We start from the raw sequence: 19,733 nt of genomic DNA, 5'->3' as shown, positions 1-19,733 counted from the left end.
TACTGCTTAGGTAGCAACAGAGTATATTTCGCATCACAAGAAAACAGCATTTGCGTACAAATAATTTCTAACCCAATAACTTCTGTACCATAATTAACACACGTATATTGGCAAGGAGCAAGCCGTGAGCCATTGGATCCAGCAACTGCGCGAGAACGAGAATGCAGCTTACCTGATTTATCTGCTGTTATTACTTATTTTTGCAGCTGACAGCCAAACTCAGCTTGGTTTTGCCCACGGCTTTTTATATGCCCCTTTACTTTTACTGGCCAGCCTTACCAACAAACTGCGCTTGCTTCATATTATTTTTTTTGCAGCCATCATACTTATTTGGCTGGGTGTATTAATGTCGCCCGCTGCGCCTGAGGGGTTTTCGTTTATTTTTGTGCTGGCAAACCGCGCTGGAGCCTGTATTTGCCTGCTGCTTATTTTTCTGCAAATGCGTGCCGTTATTTATCTGCAGCGCCAGCAAAACAAGCAGCGCGCCGATATGGAAATGCAAAAGCAGCAACTTCAGTTAGCAAACAAGCTAACTAAATTTGCCCGCTGGACGCTTGATACCCATACCAGCATGGTACGCCTGTCAGAAGAAGCAAAAGCTTTACTGCCAAATGCCAGTAAGTCACGCTTTACCCTAAGCCAGTTCAGCGGTTTATTTCGGCCGCCTTATCAGGCCGCAATACAACAGCTACTGAGCGATTATCTGGAGCAACAACAACCTTTCGATATTGAATGCCCTTGTCTGCCAGAAGGTAAAACCGAGCATTGGGTAAGAATAATCGCTTATGCTTCTGCCCCCACTGAAACCACGATGCAAGGTATCGTGCAGGATATTAACTCTGCCCATCAGATCACCATGCGCCTTGCTCAGGAGCAACAGCGTTTTAAGCAGTGGGCCGACAGTCTGCCTATTGTTGTCTGGACTGCGGATCGCAATGGTAATGTCAGCTTTGTAAATCAGACATTAGCGGCTTTTACCGGCATGGCTGCCAGCCAACTGGTAGAAAACTGGCTGGATTTGGTGCACCCTGATGATCAGCAGCAACTGATGCTGCACTGGCAACACTGTGTGCAGACCGGTGATCCCTACAGCATTGAGTGTCGCATACGCCGCCATGATGGCAGCTATATCTGGCATTTAACCAAAGCCGTAGCAGAATATGATAGTGATGGCGTGATACAGAAATGGCTCGGCTCATCGATGGCATTAACAGCAGCAAGCAAAAAACGCAACACCGCCTGGCTAAATTAACTGACAGGCTCCGCAGGCTGATACCAGCTTGTCCAACTGCGGGTAAGTACAAAAACAGCATAACTGACAAACTCTGCAGTTAGCTTGCTGTAAAAGTCGAAGTTAGTCAGGTTTACAGTTAGCAGACAGTTCACACCACAATTTACCCGGCGAAACGTCTGGCTGGAGGTAGCAACAACCTGGCTGCTAAAACCATGGTGCAGGGTTAGCTGCTTCACCCGCCAGGCATGAAAATCGCTGGTTACAATATAATCCGGTTTTAACTGCCTGCCCGCTAAACTATTAAATTCTTTGTAGGTATTGTCCCCGCCATAAAAACAGTCAATGGCCAGGTTATTAGCCACACTCAACAGGTAATCAACGTAAGGTTTGCAGTATTGAGTGGTTATAATAACGCTGCCCGCATCCGGCATCAGTTGTGCCAATTGCTGCAGGCGCGATTTAGCACAGGCAGGTATTGCCGTTTGGGAGCCACCACAGCCCAGCACCACCACACTACTATTGGCCGCTATGTTGTAGCTGCTGGTATGGCTGGCATACCAATGCCTTACCTGATTTGCCACAAAACTGTTACCGGCCAGATAATAAAACGCCAGCAGCAACCACAGGCCTTTTTTGCGGTACACAATACAGGCCAGCAGCAAGCCAAACAACATAAGGTTATGCGGAAACATAAAGGGTTCAAGAATATCTTTCATCTTTACTCCTTAACTGATGCTGGTGCACCAGTAGTGCATTGCACAGTGCCCACGGCAACCACAGCATACCAGAAGTTAAAATATGCCCGGCAACTGACGATACCAGCAATAACAGCAGATTCAATAACAACAGACTGCGCCCGGCACCATTGGCCCGCAGTTGCCAGCTACGGCGGAAAAACACAGCGAAGCACAGCACAAACGCCAGTAAACCCGCGACACCGTGAAATACCAATAGATCAAACCAGTCAAGCTCGGCAAAGTATTTTTTCAGGTACAAGGCTACCCCACCCTGGCCAACACCCAGCATACGTTGCCAGTCGCTGTAGTGTTCAGCAGTGGTTTGCCAGATACGCCCGGCATAATAATCACGTGATGACAACAAAATGCCACTGATACCGCGCTGCTGGTAAACAAAACTCAGCTTGTCGTAAATACCCAGCAGCTTTAACAGGCTTTCGCCGTTAAACAGCACGGCCAGCAGCACCAGCCCCATTGCCAGCACCAGCCAATACAGTACTTTGCGCTGGCGCTGCCAAAAGCCAGGCGGCTGCATTAGCAACGGAATAAACAGCACCAGCAGCAACACACCAAATAAACCGGTTTTAGTCAGCAGCAGCACTGCAATAACCAAAGCAGTAGCACTGATACCCAGGTACGCCAGTTTGTGCCGGGGCCAGCAAAGCACCAGCAAAGCACAACTTAGCACCAGCAGTACAGCCGACAATTCATTGGTGGAATAAAAAAAGCCTTTAATACCTAAAAAAGACTGCGCCACACCGTCAAGTGGCTGATAAGCGGTAAAACCAAACCCGGCTAAACCGGCCACGGCATTTAGCAGCAACACCAGAGCACTGATGATCAGGGTGTGCTTAAACAACACTTGCGCTGCGGTAGGTGAACGTTGCAGCAAAGACACCAGGTAGGCAAAAGCCAGCAGCGGACTTAAGGCTTTAATGGCCAGTTGGATATCTGCCAGCAGCCAGCGCTGCGCTAAAACCGGCCACTGCAGCGCAGGCCCCAATAGCATTAATAGCAGTAACAGCAACAGGCCCAGCACAAGCTTAGGTTGTTGCACCAGCAAAACCAGGGCCATTAGCAGCAGCAATAACAGCTTATAAAACACCGATAAGCCATAGCTGAAGCCATGTAGCTGCAGTAAAGCGCCGTTAATGCAATCTACCAGCAAAAACAGCGGAATAAGCCAGCACAGCAGTTTGTCACTATGCTGCTGCAACGGAGAAGTTAGCGTAGCAAACGACATTATTTTTTAAATAGTCCGGCCAGGCCTTTGCTGAACACCTTAATGCGCCAACGGCTGAGTGCACCTAATTTATGTTTCAGGTAATAGCGCCATTTCAGTTTTACCAGGCCATAACGGCAACTACTTATAAGCCCGAGCAATGTTAACGGTATTTGCTCCATGCTCTGGCGGTAAAACATCTGATTTTGCAGATTACGCTCACTCATATGTACCCGGTGCTTGGCAACAAACTGTTTATGCGCATCCAGCCGCTTGGGGGAGTTGGTAATACGGCCCAGTTCATGGCCCACATTAACTTTGTAACTGGCATCGGCAATACGTAGTGCCGGGCCATAAGCCTGCACCACCCGCACCCACATGTCATAATCCTGAAACGCAGCCAGGCCGATATCAAACCCACCCAGTTCCAGCATACGCTCACGCCGCACCAGTGCCTGGTTAGATAAAGTATGTAAATCCAGCAGCTCTGGTAAAGCCACTACGTTGCGGCTGGCAAACAGCTTTTTCTGCACTGTGCCGTAATCCCAGATATAACCCGAGCAAACACAGCTGTATTGGTCGTCATAAGCGTTATACAGGCTGCTTAAACGATGTGGCAAAAACTCATCGTCGTCGTCAATACCGGTAACAAAATCGCCCTTCGCTTCAGATATTGCCCGGTTACGGGCCGCACAGGCACCCTGGCCACGGCTTTGGCGAAAAAACCTTACCCGTTCATCATTCATGTATTTATTAGTTAACACATGCCAGGTGTCATCGGTTGAGGCATCGTCTACTACCAGCAACTCTATATTGCTGTAGTCCTGCGCCAACACCGACTCAATGGCACGAATAGCCATATTCACCCGGTTAAAAGTGGGCATATAAACACTGATTAGCGGTAACTGCTGTTGTTTTTCCATCTTAACTCCATCCCGGACGTTAAATTTTACCTGTCCAATACCACCAGACATACCGCAGCAGCCCCAACTGACGGCCAATACGGCTGGGCTGAGATAACAAACGATAAGCCCATTCTAAGTTCAGCTTACACCAAAGTTCCGGTGCACGTTTTACATTACCGGTAAACACATCATAAGTGCCGCCAACCCCCATATAAAAACAGTCGGGGTGCTGCGCCCGGATGCGCTGGATCAACAGTTCCTGCTTGGGCGATCCCATGGCAATACTGACAATACGGGCACCACTTTGCTTAATTTGCTCAATAAGCGCCGCTTCATCTTTAAAATAACCGTCTACCGCCCCTACCAGGTTAACCTGCTGTGCGCGCAGTTTATCCGCTGTTTGCTGGTTTACCTCAGGCCTGGCGCCAACAATAAATACCGGTACTTTGTACTGTGCGGCGCGCAGCATCAGGTTTTGCCACAGCTCACAGCCGGGGATGCGCTGCACGTTTTTTTTCAGCCGTTTACGCATCACCTTAACAACACCAATGCCGTCGGCATAGCGGATATCCGCACCACTGATCACCGCTTCAATTTGCGGGTTGCGCATGGCTGTCAGTACTTTCTCCGGGTTAATGGCTATAGCCGAACCGGCATAGACACTGCCGTCTTCGCGCACGATAAACTCAAGTAGCTGCTGCATATCAGCAAATGAGGACACCTGCACCGGCCCTACCTTTACCTGGGGGATCTGTTGGTGCAATACTGCTGCACTGGCTTGAGTCATAATAAGATCTCCTGATAAAGCTGTTGTAATTCATTTACCACCTGGCCCAGCAAATACTGCTCGGCAGTAGCCCGGGCCTGTTGCTGCATACGCTGATATTCTGCCGGGCTATACTGCCACATACGTTCAATAGCATGGGTAAATGCCACCACCAGCTGTTGCTCGGTTTCTTGCTGGCTGAGCAGAATACCATTGCTGCCCTGTTTTATCTGCTCACTGGCGCCATCAGTTTGGGTGGCAATTACCGGCGTATAACATGCCATGGCTTCAGCCATCACTAAACCAAAGGCTTCATGGCGTGACAAACTGACAAAACAGCGAGCCTGGCTGTATAACTGTTTTAATGCCAGGCTGTCTTTTGGCCCAACCACCAGCACATTCGGAAACTGCCTTGCTGCCAATTGCAGCTTATCCAGCCAGGGGCCGGAACCGGCTATGACCACTTTTTTGTCACTTATGGCTGGCAGCAGCGCCAGCAAGCGATCCATACCTTTGTTCTGATCCAGGCTGCCAACATACAATATATCAATGGTTTTTTGCTGCCAGCTTAATGGTTCAACCTGGCGATATAACTCACTGATACCCGCCGGTAACACGGTGGCACGCTTAGTTGGCAGTGTAAAATGCTGTGCCAGCGCCTTACTGGCAAAAATCCATTGATCTACTTTACGCGCGCACCAGCGGTAAGCTTTTCCAGGCGGCTGATACTTGTAAATATCGCTGCCATGGCAGGTTACTACAATTTTCACTTTGCGGTTGCGTACCGCTTTATACAATAAAGCCAGCCAGATAGTAGGATAAAAGAAATGCACATGTACTATATCAAAACTGCGGCGGGTAAAAATAAAACGCCAGATAAAATCCAGCATAAAAACAGGATATTTCAATAATTTGTTCAGCAAAGAGTCACTGTGCCAGCGCATATAATGATAAGCAGGATGACACGCAGCCAGTGCCCACACCTGATTATGTACAAACTTGCCCTGAAACGGTGATGACGGCTTAGGCCCCATGTTACTGATAATTAGAATGTTGCTGTTAGCTGCTTGCACGCTTAAATTTCATCCTGACAGTCATACTGACTGTGTACAATACTTGTTGTCAGGCCAGAAAACACTTAGTTTATAAGATATTGCTGGCCACGCCGAAAACAGCATAGTAATAACGGATTTTAGCTGACGCCTGGCTGAATAACTATAACCCTGAGCGCAAACCGGAAAGTTAAATGCCTGAACATATTAGCCTTTATCTCGCTGCCTTTATCACATCCTGTGTGGCTATTGCCTTTTTATATCCTTTATCTGTCCGCATTGGCCTGGTTGATATTCCGCGCGGCCGCAAACAACATCAGGGCGCGGTACCTTTAATCGGCGGCATTGCCACCTATTGTGGCTTATGTCTGGCGCTGCTGTTATTTGCCGACAGCAGTATAGAACCCATTTACTACCTGCTGTGCAGTGGCGCCATAGTGTTACTGGGGGTATTTGATGATTACCTCGATTTAAGCGTAAAACTGCGTCTGGCTGTTCAGACTCTGGTGGGGCTGGCCATGACATACAGCCTGAATTTACACCTGGCCAGTTTAGGCGATTTGTTTGGTATGGGCGTAGTAGAGCTTGGTGTGCTGGGTGTTCCGGTTACGCTGATTGCCGTAATCGCCGCCATTAATGCGTTTAACATGACCGACGGCATCGATGGCCTGGCCGGCATGCTTAGCATGGTAAGCTTTGTAACTATCGCTATTTTTATGTCTTTGTGGGGTCAGCAACTGCATGCCACTATGGCGCTGGTGGTAGTGCTGGCGATGCTGCCATACCTGGCGTGTAACCTTAATCTGGTGCCCGGGCGGCGTATTTTTATGGGCGATGCCGGCAGTATGTTAATTGGCCTGAGCGTAATTTGGCTGTTAATTATTGGCACCCAAAGTGAGAGTGCCAGCTTTCGCCCGGTTACCGCACTGTGGATTATTGCCATACCGCTGATGGACATGATTGCCATTATGGTGCGGCGTATTCGTAAAGGGCAGTCGCCGTTTCAGGCCGACCGTGAACACCTGCACCATATCTCACTGCGTTTAGGTTTAAGCTCGCGCGAGTCACTGGCGTTAATTACCTCCCTGGCCTGTATTTTTGCCTGTATTGGTATTATCGGCGAATACCTGCTGGTGCCGGATCTGGTTATGTTGTTGTTATTTTTAGCCGTGTTTAGTGCTTATTTGTATAGCCTGCAAAATATTTGGCGTATTATTTCGCACTTTCGCCAAAAATGGCTACAGAGCCGTCAGCCCAGGATCATTAAGTAGTTAAATACTGAAGTTAAGGACTGAAATTAAGGACAGTTAAGTAGTGAACGTTATTAAAAAAATCCTGATGGCACGCGCTACCGCAATGCTGGGTGACAAGCTGGTAAAGCTGGCTGCAGGCGCCATATTAACGGTGTTTGTCGCACGTATGCTGGGCGCCAGTGAACTGGGTATTTATTCTATTGTAATGGCCTGGAGCGCCTTTTTAGTGCCGTTAACCAGCATGGGGCTGAACAATATTGTTGTGCGCCAGATGGTAAAACACGACAACAGCCATGACGCCATGACCATGTTATACAGCGCCGTCAGCATACGGTTAGCGTTGGGTTTATTAGGCGGCAGCCTGATGCTGCTGGCATTTTATCTGCTATACCCCGGCATGTTTGCAGGCAACACTGCTATTGCCATTCCTACTCTGTTTATGCTGCAGGCTTTTTTCGGTTTTTTACTGTTTGAGTTTTACCTGAACTATCAGGGCACTTTCCGCAGTGTCGCCTATATAAAATCGGCTATTTCACTACTTAGCTTTGGCGCCAAACTGGCACTGCTTTATAGCGGCTTTGGCATTGCCAGCCTGTTACTACTTACCGGCATTGAGTTTTTTGTTGTTGGTATGGCGCAGTACCTGATTTACCGGCGTAAACACCAGCCGTTTAAAGAAACCAAAGCTCGCTGGCCGGGCTATCACCCGCGCTGGTTTAATATGCAACAGGCTAAACAGCTGCTAAAACGCTCTTCCTGGTTGTGGTTGTCGGGCATTGTGTCGGTTATTTATCTGAAAATTGATATCGTCATGATAGGCTCAATGGCCGGTACCGAGCAGGCCGGTATTTATGCCGCAGCCAGCCGCTTGTCTGAGCTGTGGTATGTATTTCCGGCCACATTGGCAGCGCGGTACTACCCCGACATGCTAAAAGCTCATCAGCAGGGCTGGCCCCAGTATTTTGTTAAACTGCGCCGTTTTGCCATTATGTTTTTTGCTGCAGCTTTTAGCATCGCTGTAATTATGTCGTTATCTGCATCATGGATTATCAGCCTGTTATTTGGTGAAAACTTCTCTGCTGCAATAGAAGTGCTGCGTATACATATCTGGGCCGGCTGCTTTATTTTTGTCCGTTATCTTATCAGCCAGCATCTGGTGATTACCGAGCAAGAGCCCCTGTCGCTGCTAAGCCATGGTATTGGCGCTGTGCTGAATGTTGGCCTGAATTTATGGTTAATTCCTAAAATGGGCATCGTCGGCGCAGCCTGGGCGACACTGATTTCTTATGCCTATGCATCGTTCTTTTTCCTGTTTCTATCTTCCAGCACCCGTAAGCAACTGTGGCAATTAATTACCACTCGTCGCGCTGACATTAATTAAAAGGTTTTTCTATGAGCAAACCACTTTTCGTTGAAATTAAAGGTGTGCAGTTTCGCAACAAAGGCGCTTATTTAATGCTGCTTGCCAGCCTTGAAGGCTTAAAAGGTATTTCCCGGCCGGTAGAGCTGGTATTGTCACCCGGCCCTAACCTGCCCTACCCCGAGCGCGCCCGTTTAGGTGCCTGGCAAAAGCTGTCTTTTCGCCGCGGCGGCCTGGATTTAACCCCTATGATCGGCAAATTGCCCGGTGCATTGCAGCGGCTGTTTAACCGCTACGGCATGGTCAGCGAGCGTCAGGTAGATTTAGTACTGGAAGCCAGCGGCTTTGCCTATGGTGATCAGTGGCCACTGCGCTTTTTGCAAAACACCGCCAAAGAAGTCGTGCGTTTTGCCAAAGCCGGTAAACCTTTTGTGTTTATGCCGCAAGCCTTTGGCCCGTTTAAAACCGAAGACAGCAAAGCTGCCATGCGCGATATTATTAACCATGCCCGGCTGATTTTTGTCCGTGATCCGGTATCCTTGCAGCATTTACAAAGCTGCGTGCCCAACCTGCCGGACTCCGTAGTATTAACACCGGATTTCACTGTCGGTTTAACCGCACAGCCTAATGATGAAATTCCGCTGATTAATGGCCCTTATGCTGCGCTTATTCCGAACAATAAGGTGGTATCTAAATTTAACCATGCCGGAGCTGAGCAACTACGCAACGACTATATTACCGCCTTTGCCGCAGCTGCTAACACGCTGGCCAACGCCGGTATGCAATGTGTGCTGGTAAACCACGAAGGCAAAGAAGATGCCGAGCTTTGCGCCGAAATTGCCGCCAAAGCGCCCTGCACTATCGTACAAATTGAAGATCCGCTGGCGGTAAAAGCCTTTATTGGTAAAGCAGAGCTAGCGATAAGCTCACGTTTTCACGGTGCGGTAAATGCGCTAAGCCAGGGTGTGCCCTGCATTGCCACCAGTTGGAGCCACAAATACCACGCCATGATGACCGACTTTGGCATGGGTGATTACTGTGTAGCTGAGCTTAGTGAGCAAAACCTGCTTAACGCACTGGAGCAACTGCTGGACAACAAAACCGCTTTAGCGGCAGAGGTAAAACAAAAAGCCGCGGCGTTAAAACAGCAAAATGCTGCTATGTGGCAACGGCTGTATCAGGCTATTAGCTGAGTAGTTCAAGCTACGCCTGCCATAAACAGCGGTACTTTTAAGGTGTTATCCACGTTTTCAGCGCCGCCGCACATTTCATCATAGGCCGACTGATGCACTAAATACGCCTGGTAAATAGTGCAACGGTTTAGCGCCAGCTTCACTTCGTCTATGCTGTGAAACTGTTGCGGTTTGTTGTCATCATCAACTAAAAATGCTTTGCGACCGTCATAGTCGGCCTCTGCCAGATACACGCCCATTTCAAACGAATGTATGGTCAACTCGTTAATACGGACATCCTGATGATTTAAGTGTGCAACGCGATGATATGGCATTTTCAGGCTCCTGTTTTCAGGTTGTGCAACGTTATAACTGCAACAACATTGCTTGTACGACGCCGGCTGAGGTTCAGATCTGCCGCAACTGACCCCGGATACCACTAAGTATAGCCAAATTTTGTCCGGTTAAGCTTGCACAGCTAACCAGCTAAGCGCGGCCAGATTAACCAGCACGGTCAGCCAGAACACGGTAAGAAAGGCTCGTTTTTTAGATTTATGCCGTAAATAGCTTTGCGCCAGCAGCGCACCGGGCCAGCCCCCGATTAGTGATAACAACTGTAAATTAGCTTCCGGTATACGCCAGCGGCCAGCCTGAGCTTTGCGCTTATCCAGCCAGTAGCTGATAAAGGTAAACAGACTAATAACAGCGTAGGCGGCAATAACGTATAGCGGCAACTTTTCCAAAGCAAACGCCACTGCAAGCGCAGCGCTAAAAACAGCTACCAGCAGCATAGGCCAGCGGGATGACGAGCGGGCCGCTTTAATAACCTGTTTTTCACCGGCAAAGGTTACCGCATTGGCCTGCGCCCTGCCCTTGTCATCTTTACCAACCGAGTACGTTACCACCTCGCCAATCACCGGCCGGCGCGCACGGTTTTGCAAGGCTTTTATATGCACAAATATCCGCTCACCTTTTAGCAGCGGCTGAATAAAGCCAAAGCCTTTAGCATCATCCCACTGGGTAATTTTTCCTTTTACGCGCATTACGGCCCCTTGTAAGTCATAAAATACAACCACTTAGCGTAGTTAAAGCAAAATTGGCTACGATTGAAGCCTGTTTGGCTTCGCTCGTCAATCCTGCTTTAAGGTGTCACCGCAATATTTGTATTTTTATTGAATCGAACGATTAGGCTATGTTGGCTCAGGCGTGACAGGTCACACTTTACAGAGGTTAGTACAGATGAATGGACGATGTCCTTATATGGTTACTGAAAGGAGAAAAATATAGGTTTGCTGCGGGCATGACTAATATACAGCATCTAGGTTACATTTTTCTGTCAAAAAGTGTGAGTGTAATCTCAACCACACATTCCCCTATTCACTCATTCGTAGCTTGTCAGCTTTGGTCTTATCTTTTGACGCAAGCATAATTGTTACCTTTGGTACAAAAACAATCAGTCAAGCTTAGTAGGTTTTTTTGGGAATGTGGTAAAAGTGGGTAGATAGTGAGGATCTGAAAGAGACACGGGATCTTTAGAAAGAAGCCAGATCTATCCGCAATAACCTCAAGCGGGCGTTACTCCATTGAATAAACAACTCAGGAAGGGCATTTCATCTATAGAACCGAAGTAAGGCCAAGCCAGCCTGTTTTGTCTTTAATACAAACTAAATCACATTTTTTAGAGCGCTCGTAAGTGCCCTTCCGGCCTTACTCTATCCTCTTCTACTCTGGATTAAAGGAATTTTCCCGAGCATAACGGGCTGGCGGAAGTCCGACATGGCGGGTGAAAGCAACGGTGAAGGTGCTTGCCGAGCTGTAGCCAAGCCGACTCGCAACTTCAGAGATGTTTACCTCAGTTCTTCGCAACCAATCCTTAGCCAATGCCATACGCCAGGCGAGCAGATATTCCATTGGCGCCATACCCACAGTGCGACTAAACCGCTCGTAAAACGCAGAGCGGGACAGTGTCGCCTCATTGGCCAACTGAGCTACAGTCCATGGCAAGTCGGGGTTTTCATGGATCCGGCGTATTGCTATCGCAATCCTTTTGTCGCTAAGGCCGCGCAGTAACCCAGGTGAGGCAGATGTCTCCCCACCGGATCGGAGGGCTTCAATGAGCAGCACTTCCAGCAGACGTTCAAGAATAACAGTACGGGCCGGTCGTTGAGCACGAGATTCGTCGCTAACGAGTTGCACCAGAGTGGTTAATCGGCCCTCTCCCCGAACATGCACAAGCTGCGGCAATAACGAAGCAAGTAAGGTCGCATCCGCAGAACGGAAAACACAATAGCCTACCAGCAGTCGAATATCGGCTGGCCCTTCTGGATCGCCGAGTCTATGTTCGCCGCCAGGAAGTGTGATGGGTGTACAGATGATGTCGTCAGCTTCAGGTGGTATGTGACTAGACATAGTGAAATTGTGCGCCGAAGGGACCAATACGAAATCCCCCTGCTGCAGAACTAATTCCTCATGCCCGTCTACTGAGAAACGGCATGCACCCTCAAGAATGGCGCAATAGAAAGGTCGGCCAACCTCAGTGCGTCGAATGCGCCAACGACCTGAACCACTGCCCACTTTTGAGAATGGAGCTGTAGGCTGAAGAAGAGTAACCACTTGAGCGAGCGGATCAGACATTTCAGGACATATGCAAAAGTAATAAGGATTAATCATTGTAGATCATCCAAGTTTGGGGCGCCATACTGCCTGCGCAGCAATAAGCGGCAGTAAGAGCCTAATCACCTGGCTGGAAAATTTACGCAATAAGGAAAAAATCTATGACGATCTTAGTGACCGGTGCAACCGGACTTGTAGGCGCGCGGCTTTTACCGCGTCTTTTAGCAGCAGGCGTAGATTGCCGTGCGTTGGTGCGTGCTGGCAAGACACTGGACGGGGTGAACTGTGTAGAGGGCGATCTCTTTGACTCTTCAACACTAGCCCGGGCTGTAGCTGGCATATCCGGCATCATCCACCTTGCTGCTGTGTTTCGAACTCAGGATACCGACCTGATTTGGAAGAGCAATCTGGAGGGTACGCAGAACCTGATATCTGCGGTAAAAACTCATGCACCTAATGCGCGTTTTATCTTCGCCAGCACCAGCATGGTTTATGAAAGCGGCTCGCACCCAGGGCATGAGGATGACTCACTTGATCCTAAACATCCCTACTCAGCCAGCAAAGTAGCAGCAGAGCAGGCATTGCGAACAAGTGATCTCAATTGGGCAATACTTCGTTTTCCTTTTGTCTATGGCGACGGAGACGGTCATCTTGAAGCGCTGCCCAAACTAGCGAGTGCGCACAAGCTTCACCCAGCAACGAGACTCAGCACAATTCACCATCGCGACGTCGCCACGGCTATCCAGCTTGCGTTGAATGGCTCGCTCGACGGCAAGATCATCAACATTACCGACGAAGCGCCAACATCAATTTATGAATTAGCAAAGCTGGTAGGAGAACCGGTAGAGTCCTCTTCAGAACCGTTGGAAACACCTTGGCGTATGCATGTTGATGGAACATTGGCACGAAGTTTGGGGTTTAAGCCCAGCGTAAGAACCGTCTATCAGGCTATTGAAGAGAGACTGCTGTGACTATGCTTCTACCTCTGTGAAGAAGTTTTAAATTACCAGAACGAGGTCCGTACTTTTTATAGTGCGGGCCTGTTACCAGAACTCTTCACTTTTTAAAAAACCAAGTTTACTTTTGGGCATTTTCGGGCGCAATGGCCATGACAACCAAAGCTACAGCATTTTTGCTATATAACGGCTGCTTGAATGTCTGGGCTCCAGTTATGTTCTTCTTCGAGCTTAGACCAGACAATAGAGCATTCGCGCCGGTTCAGATAATCACGCTACCAGGTATGCTCTTGTCTACCAATTCAAAACGGATTGCTTACTCCACCTGACGAATGCTGTTTCGGCATTGGTCTTGCCAAGAGTCGCAAAGTCTCTGGCACCTTTAGCCTATTGCCTCTGCCTATAAAGCCATGCATTAAAAAGAAAAATGATATTTTTCAATTGCTTCAACGCAGTTCCATAGACTCAATAAGCAATATTTCGTCAACAGCGGCATGTAAGTCAAATCGTATACAACAGCACAGATTATTCGCCCATCAGGCATCTATCAACAACGGCGTAAAATCTGTTATTGAACGGGTCATCCTCAGTTTTTTCGCTGATGGATTCTGTAAGTTGAAGATGAGCTTTCCAGCAAAGAAGTTTGACCTTTTCAACAAAACCACATCACAGATGTCTGTGCTAGTTTGGTCAAAATTACTAAACAGGGTAAATTATGAAAAAACATGTGCTCGTAACGGGCGGTAACGGCTTGGTGGGTAGTCACTGTATTCTTCAGCTTTTAGAACAAGGTTATCCGGTAAAAACGACTGTACGCTCTTTGAGTAAAGTACCTGACGTAATAAAAATGCTCAAAAATGGAGGGGGCGATCAATTTGAAAATCTGACCTTTGTGGAAGCCGACTTATGCCATGACGAGAACTGGGAGGCCGCGATGCAAAACTGCGAATTTGTTCTAAGCGTTGCTTCTCCGGTTTTTTTTGATACGCCAAGCAACGAAGCTGATGCAGTTCGACCCGCGATAGATGGAACTCTCCGGATCCTTCAGTTTGCCAAAAGGGCCGGTGTAAAACGTGTAGTCATGACCTCCAACTTTGGCGCTGTAGGATTTAGTCATACCAACAAAGGTTCGGAAACAACCGAAGATGACTGGACGGATCCCAATTTAAAAGGGCTTTCTACCTATGAAAAATCGAAGTTGCTTGCCGAACTGGCAGCATGGGATTTTATAAATCGCTCAGGAGATGAATTGGAACTTACCACCATAAATCCTGTCGCTATTTTAGGCCCGTCGTTAGATGCGCACGATACAGGCAGTTTTCAGATTCTTGTGCATTTACTGGATGGATCTATGAAGGCAGTTCCAAATATTCCGTTGAACATCGTAGACGTAAGGGATGTTGCTGATTTGCACATTAGAGCAATGGAGCATCATTGCGCAAAAAACCAACGCTTTATAGCAACTGCAGATGGGCAGATCTCTATGCAAGAGGTTGCAGCTCTTTTAATAAGTAAGATGGGGGATACAAAAAATATCCCCACCAAAAAACTCCCCTCTTGGATCATACACCTGGCTTCTCTTTTTAATGCCAAAGCAAAAATGGCCTCAACCCTGATGAAAGTGAATCGAAACGTGAGCAATAAAAAGGCAAAAGAAATGCTAGGTTGGACACCTCAACCAATTGAACACGCTATTCTCGCATCGCTGGATAGCATCAATAAATATGGCGTTATAAAGTGAGGGACTCATTACTAGCGTCAGATCTCAGAGGGCTGAAAGAGCAGTTTATCCCAGATCATGTTTTTTTATATGTGAAACAAGGAGCAATCAGCATTTATGACGGCAGTGCCCATTACGTTCTTTGTTCTGGTGAGTGCGGTTTAGTGAAAAGAAATAGCTTAGTAAAGATCCTGATCAACAATCAGAAAGACTTTGTTCCAATAGTGCTGTGTTTTGATCAGGACTTGCTTAAATCTCTTCAGCAAAAATATCAGATACAGATTAGTAATAAAAAAAATCCAAACCTAATTCCTATTGAACGCTGTGAATTAATTGATAGTTTCTTAAATTCACTACAGCCGTATATGAAAGGCATGATGGACCTTGATAAGGCATTCGAACAGCTAAAATATGAAGAACTACTTTTGATTTTATTGAGGAAATATCCCGACCTTTCAAGTGCTTTTTTTGACTTTGGAATTCCATACAAGATTGATCTGGAAGAGTTTATGGTTCGGAATTTCACGTTTAATGTCAGCGCATCGCAGTTTGCTTTTCTGACTGGACGCAGTCTTTCGACATTCAAAAGAGATTTCAAAACTGTATTTAACGATACTCCGGGAAACTGGATAAGAAAAAAGAGACTAGAAGAAGCCTACTTCCTTATGAGTACCAAAGGTGAAAAACCATCGGATATCTACCTTGATTTAGGCTTTGAAAACTTATCCCACTTTTCCTTTGCATTTAAAAAAATGTTCGGCGTAAACCCAAAAGATCTCGCCAGATTAAAACCGCAGGTTTAGCCCAAACGCCAAGAGTGTTCAATATTCTGCGTCAGCCAAGTCAAAGAAAAACGCCGAGTCATCACTTGGACCTGACCCAACGGCCCTGGCTTTTTCGTAGCCTGTCAGCTTTAATCTGATCTTTTGATGCAAGCATAACTGTTACCTTTGTTACAAAAAACAATCAGTTAAGCTTAGTAGGGTTTTAGGGAAAGTGGTAAACGTGCGATCTCAGGGCAATCCATGCCTTTCTGGATATTTTGTTCGGATTCTGTTCTCAATCGATAGAGTTTGATCTTTGGAGCTGCGCCGCCAAGCGCCTGACCAATCAACGCCTGTCCATCACCTTCAATGCCAGATTTATTTCTTAGCAGCTCACTAAGAAAATAAAATGCGTCTAGGACCGCACCCGTAAAGTTACGTTTTTCATAATTTGAGCATACTGCCTCCCAAAGTGAATCTGGCAAACGTGTTTCTAGATTCATTAAAATCCTTCCATGTTTATTTCAGGCTTAAAGCCCTCAGCGTTTTAGAACTTCAACTATATTTTTCAGGTTTAAATAATCAGCAGTTCATAAAGCTTCATAAATTGGTCTTCAGAATTATCGCCTTCAAAGTTGTGATTTGCGGATTCCTAGCAAACAACATTAAAGAGTTAAACCAAATCCGTTACAGGCAGATAAAACACCGAAGAAAAACAGTACCATAGAAAACAGTCCAGAAAATACTGTAATAATCTGTAGAACACGCCCTGTTTTATCAAGATCATATGTAAAACAGTGTTGTCCCAGATAGGAAAAACCTTGTGTTACTTCAGCCATCCCTAGCCCTATACAAAAATAAAGCAACGCCAACGTTATATTATAACCAAGTACGCTTTCAGGAAATTGAGGTACCCAAACCTTACCTATGAACGCTAAGAGCGCCAACGCCGCACCGCCATTTACAGTAGCAAACAGTTTAATTGCTGCTTGACCATTACTAATAACAGCCTTGAACAGTTCACGCCACTCTGCACGATTCTCTTTATATTTTAGGGTAGAATAATTTTAGGCAATAAGTCGATTCTGGCATTTAGCAGTCTTTCTTGCGGTTTCTTTCATCACTGTCGTAAAACCTAACCATAGCGCCGCTGTAATTCTGCAACAGAGTTAACCGCGAGTTGCTTTAGCACCGCAATATCCAGATCAGCCAAACGCTTTATATACAAACAGGCTTTACCCATTTTGTGCTTGCCCAGTTGTTGCAGTAATTGTTGTTGCCCGGCACCTTCAGCCAGCAGATAAATAACTATATCGCGGCCGCGAATGGCAAAACCGGCAAGTGGGGCTTCACCGCTGTGGCCGCTGTCGTAGGTGTAACGGTAGCGGCCAAAACCGACGATGCTTGGCCCCCACATAATTGCCGGTTCGCCGGTTACATCGCCAAATAAAGTAATAAGCTGATGACAATCGCTTAGCTGCTGCGCGTTAGCACGGCTGGCCAGGTAATCGTCAACGCTGGCATTAGTTGCTTTGGTTTTTGTCTCTGCCATTAGCCTGCGGCCTCTGGCTGTACCGGATTAGCCGCGCCCTCGCCTACTACTGTATGCCAGGGTTTCACCTGCCAGCGCTTTACCAGGCCGTTTACTACGTAAGGATCGGCTTTGGCAAAGTTGGCGGGGATATCGGCGCTGTCGCAGTTAAACAGCAGCAAGGCGCTATCTGCCGGCTCGCCCACAGCGCCGCCTAGCAGCAATTCGCCGCGTTCAGCCGCTTGCCAGGCCAATGCCAGATGCGCCGAGCGAAATTCAGCGCGCCGTTGCAGGTAATCCGGTGCGGTGTCGTATATCAGTAAAAAGTGCATACGGCCTACTCAGCTTTAATCGTGGCTTGCCAGTTTACCGCCTGCCACTGGCCGCTCTTGCGGATAAAAGTCCCGCTGTTTAAATAGCGCTTGGTTTCGCTGGCTGATTTACCCACCAGCACAAAAGCCACTACTGCGGTATCACCGTATTGCATAATGCGCACATCTTCGCTGCTGTATACGGTATCAATTTCATCGGGTTTTAACATGCCACGGCTACTTACGCCTTGCATCAGCTCGGCTTTGCCAAAGCGCGTGCCGCTTGAACTGGTATAAATAAGCTCGTCAGCCCAGTATTTGTTATGAATAGCGGCGTCGTTACGGGTAGCACCATCTAAAAACTCACCCAGTAGTGCTGTAAGTTCGGCCTTGTCATCGGCCAGGGCCGGCATAGAACAAAACAGCAGTGAAATAACGATTAGAATTTTTTCCATCAGAGGTTCCAAGATGTTGTTTTTGCTTGCTTCAGAGTAGCAATTTCAGCCACTAACGCAATATATAACGCACTTTCGCTAATCAATTCTTGACCTTAAGTTAAGTTGAGATTTTATAGTATCCGCGTTTTGCAACAAACACTTAGCTTAGTTCTTCTTAATCTGCTTATTTCAGGAGTTGTTCAATGCCTTCAGCCGTACCGCAAGCCCGCTGGTTTGATATTTGTTTAACTGCAACAGCACCATTAATTTGGGGCAGTACTTATCTGGTTACCACGGAATTTTTGCCGCCCGATGTACCACTATTGTCTGCCATGCTGCGTACCCTGCCGGTTGGTTTACTCATGCTGCTGTGCCTGCGCCAGCTGCCTGCCAAAGGCTGGTGGGGCAAAATTTTTCTGCTGGGTATGTTGAATATCGGTATTTTTCAGGCGCTGCTTTTTGTAGCCGCCTATCGTTTACCCGGTGGCGTAGCAGCAACCGTTGGTGCCATTCAACCGCTGGTGGTGGTGCTACTGGGCTGGGCGGTGCTAAATGCCAAAACCAATATGCTAAGCTGGATTGCCGCACTGTGTGGTTTAGCCGGTGTGGCCATGTTGGTGCTGGGGCCGGCAGCGAAACTGGATTTTATCGGCGTAGCCGCCGCGGCTGCAGGCGCCTTTGCTATGGCCTGCGGTACTTTGTTGACAAAAAAATGGCTGCCGCCTGCCAGCGCTATGGTATTAACCAGCTGGCAACTGGTAACCGGAGGCCTGTTTTTATTACCGCTGGCTTTGCTGTTTGAAACCTTGCCAACCCAACTTAGCCTGGCTAACGTTTTCGGTTATATCTGGTTGGGCCTAATCGGCACTGGCTTAACCTATGTGTTTTGGCTGCGCGGGGTAATGAAAATGCCGGCAACAGCCGTAACTACACTTAGCCTGCTTAGCCCACTAAGTGCTACCGTACTGGGCGCACTGGTGCTGCAACAAAAACTGACATTACTGCAAAGTGCCGGCATGGCCGCAGTGTTACTGGGAGTTTGGCTTGGACAAAGGCCTGCCCGCAAAACCTTAATATGCCAGATGGCAGCAACCTCTTCTGCAATAAAGAAGGCGCCGTAGCGCCTTTTAGCCAACAGATAGCAGGTTGCAGCTTCAGGCAGCCTGCTCCTTTTTGCTCTCCCAGTCTTCCATACCACCTTCGTAATCGTACACATTGCTAAAACCAGCATTTTCCAGTGCTTTGGCTGCCTTTGGTGACACGTCGCATGTTTTATTCGCACAATAGACGATGATCTTACGGTTTTTATTTTCGCCTGCGACTTTTGCTACGTCTTTAACAAACTGGTCATTGCCCGGAAACGGAATATTTATCGAAGTACGGATATGCTTTTTATTAAAGTCTTCTCTGGGTAGAGCATTAATCAGTAGAAAATCTTCTTGCTCTATTTCATTAATGCGCTTGATGTCGGCTTTTGTGACTGTTTTCATGACAGGTTTCCTCCGTTAGTACATGCTGGTTTTACCTTCAGTGAGTAACGTAATAGCCAGCCTCAGATTAATGATCAATTAAATCTCACTGTCATTTAGCTGGAGCAAAAACCAAACCATAATGACTAAGACCGGCTGAATTCTGTACTGTGATGCTATTTCAGGCTGTTGGAGGGACGATAAAAGAAAGTCTGCCGGACATGGTTGGCA

The 19,733-nt window shown here is 47.5% G+C and carries 22 protein-coding genes; 8 read left to right on the top strand and 14 right to left on the bottom strand.

Going from position 1 to position 19,733, the window contains the following annotated elements; genetic code table 11:
- Positions 1-124 precede the first annotated feature (124 nt).
- On the top strand, positions 125-1,252 hold the full coding sequence (locus J3B89_RS21505) for a PAS domain-containing protein (RefSeq protein WP_215398067.1): 1,128 nt from the start codon (positions 125-127) through the stop codon (positions 1,250-1,252).
- On the opposite strand, the gene J3B89_RS13200 is transcribed toward J3B89_RS21505, so the two are convergent.
- From J3B89_RS13200 to J3B89_RS13180, 5 genes are read right to left on the bottom strand one after another with little or no spacing between them, the layout of a single operon-like run.
- The gene (locus J3B89_RS13200; protein ID WP_215398066.1) at positions 1,249-1,950 is read right to left on the bottom strand and encodes a YdcF family protein; all 702 of its coding nucleotides are present in this window, start codon (positions 1,948-1,950) and stop codon (positions 1,249-1,251) included. The two genes, J3B89_RS21505 and J3B89_RS13200, sit on opposite strands and share 4 nt — an antisense overlap.
- Positions 1,934-3,214, bottom strand: a complete 1,281-nt coding sequence (locus tag J3B89_RS13195) for an O-antigen ligase family protein (RefSeq protein WP_215398065.1) — start codon at positions 3,212-3,214, stop codon at positions 1,934-1,936. The genes J3B89_RS13200 and J3B89_RS13195 overlap by 17 nt, the downstream gene beginning before the upstream one ends.
- Entirely contained in the window at positions 3,214-4,116 is a 903-nt protein-coding gene (locus J3B89_RS13190; RefSeq protein ID WP_215398064.1) for a glycosyltransferase, read from the bottom strand. Before J3B89_RS13190 ends, J3B89_RS13195 begins: the two co-directional genes overlap by 1 nt.
- Before the next feature lie 19 nt (positions 4,117-4,135).
- Complete coding sequence (locus tag J3B89_RS13185; protein WP_215398063.1) at positions 4,136-4,885, bottom strand: WecB/TagA/CpsF family glycosyltransferase; 750 nt, start codon at positions 4,883-4,885, stop codon at positions 4,136-4,138.
- On the bottom strand, positions 4,882-5,937 hold the full coding sequence (locus tag J3B89_RS13180) for a glycosyltransferase family 4 protein (protein WP_215398062.1): 1,056 nt from the start codon (positions 5,935-5,937) through the stop codon (positions 4,882-4,884). Before J3B89_RS13180 ends, J3B89_RS13185 begins: the two co-directional genes overlap by 4 nt.
- 173 nt (positions 5,938-6,110) lie before the next feature.
- Between J3B89_RS13180 and wecA the strand changes: the two genes are divergently transcribed.
- The 3 genes from wecA to J3B89_RS13165 are packed head-to-tail and all read left to right on the top strand — an operon-like array spanning position 6,111 to position 9,722.
- Positions 6,111-7,187 (top strand): UDP-N-acetylglucosamine--undecaprenyl-phosphate N-acetylglucosaminephosphotransferase, encoded by a 1,077-nt coding sequence (wecA, locus tag J3B89_RS13175; protein WP_215398061.1) that lies wholly within the window; start codon positions 6,111-6,113, stop codon positions 7,185-7,187.
- A gap of 43 nt (positions 7,188-7,230) precedes the next feature.
- Positions 7,231-8,550, top strand: a complete 1,320-nt coding sequence (locus J3B89_RS13170) for a flippase (protein WP_349814223.1) — start codon at positions 7,231-7,233, stop codon at positions 8,548-8,550.
- An 11-nt stretch (positions 8,551-8,561) separates the two neighbouring features.
- A complete protein-coding gene (locus J3B89_RS13165; protein ID WP_215398060.1) occupies positions 8,562-9,722 on the top strand; it encodes a polysaccharide pyruvyl transferase family protein in 1,161 nt (386 codons plus the stop codon).
- 5 nt (positions 9,723-9,727) lie between these two features.
- On the opposite strand, the gene J3B89_RS13160 is transcribed toward J3B89_RS13165, so the two are convergent.
- The 3 genes from J3B89_RS13160 to J3B89_RS13150 form a co-directional block, all read right to left on the bottom strand.
- Entirely contained in the window at positions 9,728-10,036 is a 309-nt protein-coding gene (locus J3B89_RS13160) for a DUF6482 family protein (RefSeq protein WP_215398059.1), read from the bottom strand.
- A 129-nt stretch (positions 10,037-10,165) separates the two neighbouring features.
- Positions 10,166-10,744, bottom strand: a complete 579-nt coding sequence (locus J3B89_RS13155) for a DUF1294 domain-containing protein (protein WP_215398058.1) — start codon at positions 10,742-10,744, stop codon at positions 10,166-10,168.
- 679 nt (positions 10,745-11,423) lie between these two features.
- A complete protein-coding gene (locus J3B89_RS13150) occupies positions 11,424-12,371 on the bottom strand; it encodes an AraC family transcriptional regulator (protein ID WP_215398057.1) in 948 nt (315 codons plus the stop codon).
- Between the two features lie 104 nt (positions 12,372-12,475).
- Between J3B89_RS13150 and J3B89_RS13145 the strand changes: the two genes are divergently transcribed.
- The 3 genes from J3B89_RS13145 to J3B89_RS21500 all read left to right on the top strand — a co-directional run bounded on the left by J3B89_RS13145 (position 12,476) and on the right by J3B89_RS21500 (position 15,793).
- Positions 12,476-13,285, top strand: a complete 810-nt coding sequence (locus tag J3B89_RS13145; protein WP_215398056.1) for an NAD-dependent epimerase/dehydratase family protein — start codon at positions 12,476-12,478, stop codon at positions 13,283-13,285.
- Between the two features lie 700 nt (positions 13,286-13,985).
- A complete protein-coding gene (locus J3B89_RS13140; protein WP_215398055.1) occupies positions 13,986-15,011 on the top strand; it encodes an SDR family oxidoreductase in 1,026 nt (341 codons plus the stop codon).
- Positions 15,008-15,793 (top strand): helix-turn-helix domain-containing protein, encoded by a 786-nt coding sequence (locus J3B89_RS21500; protein WP_215398054.1) that lies wholly within the window; start codon positions 15,008-15,010, stop codon positions 15,791-15,793. The genes J3B89_RS13140 and J3B89_RS21500 overlap by 4 nt, the downstream gene beginning before the upstream one ends.
- A gap of 173 nt (positions 15,794-15,966) precedes the next feature.
- Here J3B89_RS21500 and J3B89_RS13130 read toward each other — a convergent pair whose 3' ends face one another.
- From J3B89_RS13130 to J3B89_RS13110, 5 genes are all read right to left on the bottom strand, one after another.
- Positions 15,967-16,257 (bottom strand): TIGR02391 family protein, encoded by a 291-nt coding sequence (locus J3B89_RS13130; protein ID WP_215398053.1) that lies wholly within the window; start codon positions 16,255-16,257, stop codon positions 15,967-15,969.
- A gap of 162 nt (positions 16,258-16,419) precedes the next feature.
- Complete coding sequence (locus J3B89_RS13125; RefSeq protein WP_215398052.1) at positions 16,420-16,593, bottom strand: hypothetical protein; 174 nt, start codon at positions 16,591-16,593, stop codon at positions 16,420-16,422.
- Between the two features lie 296 nt (positions 16,594-16,889).
- Positions 16,890-17,306 carry a DUF1801 domain-containing protein gene (locus tag J3B89_RS13120; RefSeq protein WP_215398051.1) on the bottom strand — a complete coding sequence of 139 codons (417 nt, stop codon included), beginning with the start codon at positions 17,304-17,306 and terminating at the stop codon, positions 16,890-16,892.
- Positions 17,306-17,617, bottom strand: coding sequence for a YciI-like protein (locus J3B89_RS13115; protein ID WP_215398050.1), 312 nt, complete (start codon positions 17,615-17,617; stop codon positions 17,306-17,308). The genes J3B89_RS13120 and J3B89_RS13115 overlap by 1 nt, the downstream gene beginning before the upstream one ends.
- 5 nt (positions 17,618-17,622) lie before the next feature.
- Positions 17,623-18,051 carry a nuclear transport factor 2 family protein gene (locus J3B89_RS13110; RefSeq protein WP_215398049.1) on the bottom strand — a complete coding sequence of 143 codons (429 nt, stop codon included), beginning with the start codon at positions 18,049-18,051 and terminating at the stop codon, positions 17,623-17,625.
- A 185-nt stretch (positions 18,052-18,236) separates the two neighbouring features.
- Between J3B89_RS13110 and J3B89_RS13105 the strand changes: the two genes are divergently transcribed.
- Complete coding sequence (locus J3B89_RS13105) at positions 18,237-19,154, top strand: EamA family transporter (protein WP_215398048.1); 918 nt, start codon at positions 18,237-18,239, stop codon at positions 19,152-19,154.
- Between the two features lie 33 nt (positions 19,155-19,187).
- Here the strand turns inward: J3B89_RS13105 and J3B89_RS13100 are convergent, their stop codons facing one another.
- A complete protein-coding gene (locus J3B89_RS13100) occupies positions 19,188-19,523 on the bottom strand; it encodes a rhodanese-like domain-containing protein (protein WP_215398047.1) in 336 nt (111 codons plus the stop codon).
- Between the last annotated feature and the right edge of the window lie 210 nt (positions 19,524-19,733).

The organism is Rheinheimera oceanensis, from assembly GCF_018831085.1.
Lineage (GTDB): Bacteria > Pseudomonadota > Gammaproteobacteria > Enterobacterales > Alteromonadaceae > Alishewanella > Alishewanella oceanensis.
This window is presented reverse-complemented; position numbering and strand designations above follow the sequence as displayed.